The following is a 6,766-nucleotide window of genomic DNA, read 5'->3' on the forward strand; positions in this document are numbered from 1 at the left end:
AATTCTTTTTATAAAAAAATTAAATACCCCTTGTAGCAGTGTAGCAGATGTAGCAGTGTGAAAATCACTATACATATCAATGATTTAGATCTTTTTTTCTGCTACACCACTGCTACACCACCCTTTTCCAGATGTAGCACTAAAAAGTATTATCTTTGTTTTCTGCCGTTTTTAAAATATAATGCTTAATATGAATATTGAATTAAGAGACAAACTTACACCAAAACAAATCAAATTCTGCTTACTTTTTGTTCAAGAAGGAGAAGAATTAAGTGCTAAGGAATGTGCTATTAGGGCCGGATATGCAGAATCGGTTGCTGCTAAGACTGCCTCTGAGTTAAGAAGAAAACCTCATGTCGCTAAATACATTAAAGAACTGAGAGATGATGAAGAAAAAAGATATGAAGTTAATTTTAATAGGCATCTAAAAAGACTTGATCAATTAAGTAAAGGAGCTGAAGGGTCAGGTAATTGGAATGCTGCCGTTCAAGCGGAGAAATCACGTGGCCAAGTGGCCGGTCTTTATATTGATCGCAAAGAAATTATGCACGGATCGATTGATCAGCTGAGTCGGGAAGAGGTTGATAAATTACTTACTGATATGGATAAAAAATTATCTATCGAAGGGAGTTTTACTGTAGATGACGACCAAACCGGAAACAAAGTTTTGGAAAAGAATAAAAAATAACGCGTCAAAAATTACCTACTTTAGAATTGAGGCGGTCACTCCATTAGGATTGCCTGATTTAAACGGATTATTTAATGATCCGGAAAAAGGATCAGGTGAATTTTGGATTGAATTAAAGGTAACAACGGGGAAACGTGTCAATCTATCTCCGGCACAAATTTCGTGGCATATGCACAGATCTAAGCTTGGAGGAAAATCATTTATCATGGCCACCCCCCTCGTCCGGGGGGCTATCTCCGTGTACTCTGGGGGAAGAACCTTGAGCCTTGCTCAGTCAGGTATGGACCTTGAACCTTGTGCCTTGTTCCCTGAACCAATTGATTGGTTCGGCCTTGAGACCTGGTTCATTGATAATGTAGCCTGAGCTCTGAAGTGTAGCCACGGCTTGAGCCCTGCGACCTTGAGACCTGAGCCCCGGTTCACGCAGCGCAGGCACAGCCACCTGGGCTTGCTGCTTGTTTTTTTCATGTTCTCCTTCAGGTATTCCCTGGAGCAGAGATCACAAACTTCAGTGCGCGGCATAGCTGACATTTTTTATCTTTGTATTCCAACAGGCCCGGCACTTCTTGCATTCATTGCCTTGCCTGGGAGCTTTACAGCTGAAGCCAATTGCTTTGGAATTCTTATGGACTGTTGACGTAAGCCCGGCGTTTTTGTGAGGGGCTCCATCGATCATCGTAGCACTGACCCGCACTGCCAGATTACCAGGGAGTGACAAGCCTTCTTTAAAAAAGGCTTTCAGGAATCCGGCCTCGCGTGTCGGGATCCAGTGCTTCACCGTAGGCGTCCTTTTACAGACAGCTACAATCTTTTTAAAATGCTCCAGGCTTTGGAGATCCCCGCTGTCATGCCATCTAAAAAACGGGACCTTGCGGCCGTAGTTATTAATTAACATAACCATTGCGTCGATCCATCCTGGATCATCAATTGCTTCAAGCCTGTTAGCGTGTGCCTGCTTAACACCCGGGAATATGTAGCGTCCCTTGAGCGCGTAACAGCTGGCGCACGTTGAGCCATCCACTAGCCTAAGCTTTGATCCGGTAGCGCATTCAAACGCACTGAGACCGTAGCCGTAGCCAGGCATTTTCGAAGGGTTGCTTAAACCACCCACTAATAACTTCGCTTCTTTTAAATTCATTATTGACATATATAAGATAGTATGGGATAGTCAAGTATTAATTTTTAAAAAGGAGAAAAAAATTATGAATTTAACAATAGAAGTTAAAAACATATACGGCAATGAATTAGTATATCCTATATGTGATAAGGCTAAAAAGCTTTGCAGCTTAACAGGTCAAAAAACTTTTAATAAATATGATATTAATACTTTAAAAAGTTTAGGCTATACTTTTACACAAAATAAAAAAGAATTATAAAAGCTTGAGCCTGGGCCTTGTGCCTGGGCCCTTTTACCTTGAGCCTTGAGACCTTTTTAATTTAATTGGCTTGAGCCCTGGATCATTTTTTATTTTTTATTTTATGTGCCAGGCGTATGATTTCATAAAGCTCGGTGCTTTTTGCTTCCGATGTATTGCCGTCGTGGATCTCGGACAATTGCTGATCGCTTAAAAAGCCGTCCGGCCCAGGAGTGAATTCCGTATAGTTATCGTGAAAACTGTCCACGTAGTACGAGTTATGATCGTACATTAAAATTTTTTCAATTAGTTTCTCCATTGAGTACCTCCTTCAAGTATTCAAATTTTCTCTCCAACGCCCACTTCTCTTGCGCTTCGTCCATCGTCATTGCGTGGGGGTGGATCTTGTCATCAATGTACAGACTGAACCTCTCTGAAAATTGGTGAGGCAGTGAGGCACTGTATCGATAAGAATTTTTTGCACCATTAACTTTTCTCGTGCCTCTTCCTAATTTTCTGATCTTATATCTTTTACGATTTAAGTACTTGCGAGCAAGCCGAATGAATTCAGCCCCCTCTTCATTATTAGGTATATCTGAAAAGTAATGTATCGGTATTATTTTCATTATTGACTTCTATCTCATATTATCTTATATGTCAATAAACCATTTAAAAAGGAGTGAAAAATGGCTGAACTAAAAGTTTATCAACGAGATCATTATAGAGGCAAGATTCGTGATCTCTTGAGACCTGAAATAGAAAAGGAAGAGATGCTACTATCATCAATAATTGCTGATATGACAGACTCGGCTGAAAAGACTCTTGCTAAAAAACTAGGGGCTGATGAAATCATCAAAGCCCTAGAACAAGCAGAAGCAGAGATCTTGAAAGCTCGCAATAGGGCGAGGACTTTTTTCATGAGACTCTCAAGAAAGCGTGTGAGCTTTAAGCGTAATCTTGAATATGGCTTTGAGCGTGGTGATGATGAAAAAATCACGCCTAAAAAATGCTGGAGTCAGATCAGAAAATGGGCTGAAAAGCTAGCCGAGAAGGAAGCCGAGAAGCTACCTCAAGGAAAGCGTATCGCTTATCTGAAAGCAGTTGAAACAAGGGCTGATGATACAGTCATGGAAGCGCATGTTTCAAATGACATAACGCAAGGTCTGACAGAATTATTTGGAACGCTTGAGATTGGGTGGAATAGAGCTTTGCCTCAACTTGCCCCTCCAAGCAAAGATCAACCTGAAGACTAAAAACTAAAAAAAGGGGGGTAGTTATACCTATTCCCCTTCCTTAAAAACGCTTGTGCGTTTAATTTAAAGACATTTTTTTTTCGCTTGTGCCTGGAATTTTAGATCTTGGGCCCTGGAGCTGTCAGCTCCAGTCATGGTCCTATTTTTTTTAGACCAATTAAAAAGGGCGAGCGCACTCATTACTAATAACTCTGACACTCGCCCCTTGTCTTAGATTACGGGAATTACTGAAAGGTCTTTAAAGGAGGTAAACAATGAACCTCCATCATTCCCTTCATCATCCTGGGAAGGAAACATGTAACTCCCATCATTAAAAAACATAACGAGGGGAGTTTGATCCCATCCCAAGTCGTCCATTTCCTTTTTATTTAAGTATCGGACTTGGACAATCTTTTTACCTACGAGATGTTTTTGACAAATCTTTGTCCATCTCTTGCGAGTGTCACTCATAACTCGGCCTCAAATTCGCAAGAATTATTTTTCTTTACACACTCGCGAATTTTCTCTCCAAGTTTCCAACGAGCATACCATTCTAAAATAAATGTCACTCTCCTGCTTGATACTTTAAGAGACTTTTCAATCATCTCATTATTGTATCCCATCTCTTTGCTTTTTTCTAAGTCAGAAAAAAACTTTTCAATTTCCTGGAAATGTTTTCCAAGAGTTTCTTTACAAGTTTTAAGACCTTTCTCAATGCTTGTAAGGTCCTCTTCACTATAGTAATAATTGATATGTGTCGGTTCGCCTTCCTTGCCGAAAAAATCTGCGTCAGAACTCGATTGAACTCCGAACCAAAACTTACCCTCAATATCGCCATTGTAATATCTACCCATAATTTTCTCCTTTTTAAAAATTATTTAATTGACATTACATAAGATTTATCCCATAGTCAACTTGAAATTGCACGGAGTGTATTTCAAATAAAGGAGTGAATATGAAGACATTTAAAAGAAAGCTTTTAGGCAAAGTCGGGGTTGATAGTGGTATGCTATGCATTCATGACCCCTGCTATGACAAAGCTTCAATTAAAAAACTAGGAATTGAATTTCAATCCGGCTATGGCGACGGCCTCTATTCTGTTTTTGGAATTGAGAATTTAGACGGCCGGATAATAAAGGTTGAAATCATAATGGGTGAGCATCTCATTGACAATGATGGCTTAGTCTTCACTGATTATGATGAAACTGAAAAAGGAAATCCAAAAGATAACGGAGAAAAAATATCTCTATTTGATCAAATAGGTTGACCCCAGAAAAAAGGGCCCATGAAACTTGGGCCCTTTTTTTATTTACCTTGCGCCTGGTCCTTGTGACTTATTGCCTGGTCCCTGTGCCTGGTATCGTAGCTGACAGCTCGTACAGCTTCAGTAGCCACATGCTTTTCCAGGCCGGATCCTTGGTCCTTTTAATTATATTCTCCAGGGCCCTGATCCTTTTCCATAATAAAATTTCATTGGGCATATTCTTTTTCCTTTCCAGTCGGGGTGTATTTCATAACCATTTTTTCTAAGCTTATTTTTTTGTCTTTTAGTAACAACCAATTTACCAAGTAACTGCATTAAGCTTTTTAAATATTCAGTTTCAGATCCTAGTTTTTTCTTCTTTACATTATGGATCTCAAAACTCACTAGATCCTGCAAAATTGTAATATCATAAGCGTTTAAATATTTCATATTCACTCCAATTGAATTGAAACAAGGCCACCACTATGGTGGCCTTGAGCATTGTTTATTATATATCTTTGTCTTCCATCACAAAGTCATATGACTTAATGAATGTAATAGCTAAAACCATCAATACTACATTGTTTAAGAATGTGTAATTGAATGGATTATAATTCAAGTTCAAAAGAACTAGCATTACCACGTTAAGCAAAAGCATAATCAGTTTTGTTTGTGCTAACATTTTTTCACTCCTATTGAATTGCAAGGGCGCATCATTGCGCCCCTGTGTATTGTTAATTAGTCGAGCAGTATCATATAAGCATCAGCATTAAATCTCTGAAACCAATCTATGCCAAGTCTTACATTTTTATAATCTTGGAATTGTTCACAACCTTTTATTACATCATAAATTGAAAGTTCTAATGCATTCAATCTTGCTGTTTCTCCACTATATGGATTTTTAACAATCGCACCTTTAGTGTAGATTTGTATTTGTTGATTAAAAGGGTGTTTATCTTTTAGCATTTTTATTTGCATAACTACTCCAATACTCGCAAGAGCGTATTTGCTATATCATCATAAGCAAGTTTTTTACCTTGCATTTGATAAAAGTCATTTGCATAACGCTCTTGTAAATTTAATTCACTCCACCTTGTTAGCTTATTCTTACAAGATAGTTGCCTTGCATTAACGCTCTCCAAGAGAGCGTTAATGATTTGATTTTTAAATTCCTTATTGTTCATTTGGACTTTCCCAACTATCCGCATTTTCCTGAGCACATTCATTTTCCCACTCGTGAATTGCGTCTTCTTGTTCAAGTTCCAAAAGTTCGTCAATTTCAGACTTTGAATAGGTTGGATATTCTTCAACAAGTTCTATTCTTCTTAGCTCCCATTGTTTATTCCAATCTTGTTCTTGAGTAATCAAAGCCTCGTTATTCATTTTACCCATTCGACCCCCATAGCCTTCAGGCTTGTAATGTTATTTAATTGAATAGACCTCCAACACCTTGCGGGGTCTTTCCCTTTGTTTCTTCTTAATAGGTCAATATCTATTACCTCTAATAAATGCGACCTATCCCCTAGTAATTCACCACCTTTAAAAAACTTGTCATTACTTACTAATCTACAAGTCATTTTTCTAGGTGTGCCATCTTTTTTAATAAACTCAACTGAAAAGATTTTACCTAGTAAAGTCTCTTTCATTGTTTGCTTATCAAAGTCTTTTATTTTATGTAATTTCATATTCACTCCATTTGTTATATTTAATTACAGTATATATATGGGCTTTAATGGGATAAAATACAAGTCTTTTTTACACATATTTGTGTATTAATTCCGTTCACCCTTTGTTCCTTCGGCTCTTGCCCTGCCACAGCCGAAGAATGAAGGGTGAAAGTAAAGTATAATTACAAAGTAATTATTCAATATTAACTTATTAAAGAGGGGGTACACCCCTAAATTCACTACTACTTTTTATTATTTCTCTTTATATATAAACTTTTACTCATATAAACCCTATGGTATAAACTTCTAACTATGGCCGATTTAAACGCATTTAAAAGGGTAGTTAATTTTGATAATCTGGGACCGGAGGAATTAGAGATTTTTCAAAAGAAACTCTTATTACGCAAAAAAACATTTGATTTAAAAAATCTTGCCCAACAAAACTTTCTTAAGTTTGTTAAACAAGTATGGCCTGGATTCATAGAGGGTCCCCACCACATTGAGATTGCAAAAAAGTTTCAAGAGATGGCGGAGGGGAAGATAAAACGATTAATTGTCAATATGCCACCCCGTCACACCAA

The 6,766-nt window shown here is 37.9% G+C and carries 15 protein-coding genes; 6 read left to right on the forward strand and 9 right to left on the reverse strand.

Annotation, left to right across the window (positions count from 1 at the left end; genetic code table 11):
• Nucleotides 1-190 precede the first annotated feature (190 nt).
• Both HRT72_11360 and HRT72_11365 read left to right on the forward strand, forming a co-directional pair.
• Nucleotides 191-688 (forward strand): terminase small subunit, encoded by a 498-nt coding sequence (locus HRT72_11360; GenBank protein NQY68301.1) that lies wholly within the window; start codon nucleotides 191-193, stop codon nucleotides 686-688.
• Nucleotides 642-1,052 (forward strand): hypothetical protein, encoded by a 411-nt coding sequence (locus HRT72_11365; protein ID NQY68302.1) that lies wholly within the window; start codon nucleotides 642-644, stop codon nucleotides 1,050-1,052. The genes HRT72_11360 and HRT72_11365 overlap by 47 nt, the downstream gene beginning before the upstream one ends.
• 144 nt (nucleotides 1,053-1,196) lie before the next feature.
• On the opposite strand, the gene HRT72_11370 is transcribed toward HRT72_11365, so the two are convergent.
• The gene (locus tag HRT72_11370) at nucleotides 1,197-1,826 is read right to left on the reverse strand and encodes a hypothetical protein (GenBank protein NQY68303.1); all 630 of its coding nucleotides are present in this window, start codon (nucleotides 1,824-1,826) and stop codon (nucleotides 1,197-1,199) included.
• 64 nt (nucleotides 1,827-1,890) lie between these two features.
• Between HRT72_11370 and HRT72_11375 the strand changes: the two genes are divergently transcribed.
• Nucleotides 1,891-2,064, forward strand: a complete 174-nt coding sequence (locus HRT72_11375; protein ID NQY68304.1) for a hypothetical protein — start codon at nucleotides 1,891-1,893, stop codon at nucleotides 2,062-2,064.
• 281 nt (nucleotides 2,065-2,345) lie between these two features.
• Here HRT72_11375 and HRT72_11380 read toward each other — a convergent pair whose 3' ends face one another.
• On the reverse strand, nucleotides 2,346-2,669 hold the full coding sequence (locus HRT72_11380; protein ID NQY68305.1) for a hypothetical protein: 324 nt from the start codon (nucleotides 2,667-2,669) through the stop codon (nucleotides 2,346-2,348).
• Between the two features lie 60 nt (nucleotides 2,670-2,729).
• Here HRT72_11380 and HRT72_11385 point away from each other — a divergent pair, with 60 nt between their 5' ends.
• Entirely contained in the window at nucleotides 2,730-3,296 is a 567-nt protein-coding gene (locus tag HRT72_11385) for a hypothetical protein (protein ID NQY68306.1), read from the forward strand.
• 210 nt (nucleotides 3,297-3,506) lie between these two features.
• On the opposite strand, the gene HRT72_11390 is transcribed toward HRT72_11385, so the two are convergent.
• Both HRT72_11390 and HRT72_11395 read right to left on the reverse strand, forming a co-directional pair.
• Nucleotides 3,507-3,746, reverse strand: coding sequence for a hypothetical protein (locus HRT72_11390; protein NQY68307.1), 240 nt, complete (start codon nucleotides 3,744-3,746; stop codon nucleotides 3,507-3,509).
• Nucleotides 3,743-4,129 carry a hypothetical protein gene (locus tag HRT72_11395; GenBank protein ID NQY68308.1) on the reverse strand — a complete coding sequence of 129 codons (387 nt, stop codon included), beginning with the start codon at nucleotides 4,127-4,129 and terminating at the stop codon, nucleotides 3,743-3,745. The genes HRT72_11390 and HRT72_11395 overlap by 4 nt, the downstream gene beginning before the upstream one ends.
• A 101-nt stretch (nucleotides 4,130-4,230) precedes the next feature.
• Between HRT72_11395 and HRT72_11400 the strand changes: the two genes are divergently transcribed.
• Nucleotides 4,231-4,542, forward strand: a complete 312-nt coding sequence (locus HRT72_11400) for a hypothetical protein (GenBank protein ID NQY68309.1) — start codon at nucleotides 4,231-4,233, stop codon at nucleotides 4,540-4,542.
• A 162-nt stretch (nucleotides 4,543-4,704) separates the two neighbouring features.
• Here HRT72_11400 and HRT72_11405 read toward each other — a convergent pair whose 3' ends face one another.
• From HRT72_11405 to HRT72_11425, 5 genes are all read right to left on the reverse strand, one after another.
• The gene (locus HRT72_11405; GenBank protein NQY68310.1) at nucleotides 4,705-4,968 is read right to left on the reverse strand and encodes a hypothetical protein; all 264 of its coding nucleotides are present in this window, start codon (nucleotides 4,966-4,968) and stop codon (nucleotides 4,705-4,707) included.
• A gap of 58 nt (nucleotides 4,969-5,026) precedes the next feature.
• Nucleotides 5,027-5,200: a hypothetical protein gene (locus HRT72_11410; GenBank protein NQY68311.1), complete on the reverse strand. Its 174-nt coding sequence runs from the start codon at nucleotides 5,198-5,200 to the stop codon at nucleotides 5,027-5,029.
• A gap of 56 nt (nucleotides 5,201-5,256) precedes the next feature.
• On the reverse strand, nucleotides 5,257-5,484 hold the full coding sequence (locus tag HRT72_11415) for a hypothetical protein (protein ID NQY68312.1): 228 nt from the start codon (nucleotides 5,482-5,484) through the stop codon (nucleotides 5,257-5,259).
• Nucleotides 5,485-5,691: 207 nt separating this feature from the next.
• The gene (locus tag HRT72_11420; GenBank protein NQY68313.1) at nucleotides 5,692-5,901 is read right to left on the reverse strand and encodes a hypothetical protein; all 210 of its coding nucleotides are present in this window, start codon (nucleotides 5,899-5,901) and stop codon (nucleotides 5,692-5,694) included.
• On the reverse strand, nucleotides 5,898-6,203 hold the full coding sequence (locus HRT72_11425) for a hypothetical protein (GenBank protein NQY68314.1): 306 nt from the start codon (nucleotides 6,201-6,203) through the stop codon (nucleotides 5,898-5,900). The genes HRT72_11420 and HRT72_11425 overlap by 4 nt, the downstream gene beginning before the upstream one ends.
• Before the next feature lie 294 nt (nucleotides 6,204-6,497).
• On the opposite strand from HRT72_11425, the gene HRT72_11430 reads away from it, so the two are divergent.
• The coding region (locus HRT72_11430) for a hypothetical protein (GenBank protein ID NQY68315.1) at nucleotides 6,498-6,766 on the forward strand (269 nt) is incomplete at its 3' end.

Source organism: Flavobacteriales bacterium (genome assembly GCA_013214975.1).
GTDB lineage: Bacteria > Bacteroidota > Bacteroidia > DT-38 > DT-38 > DT-38.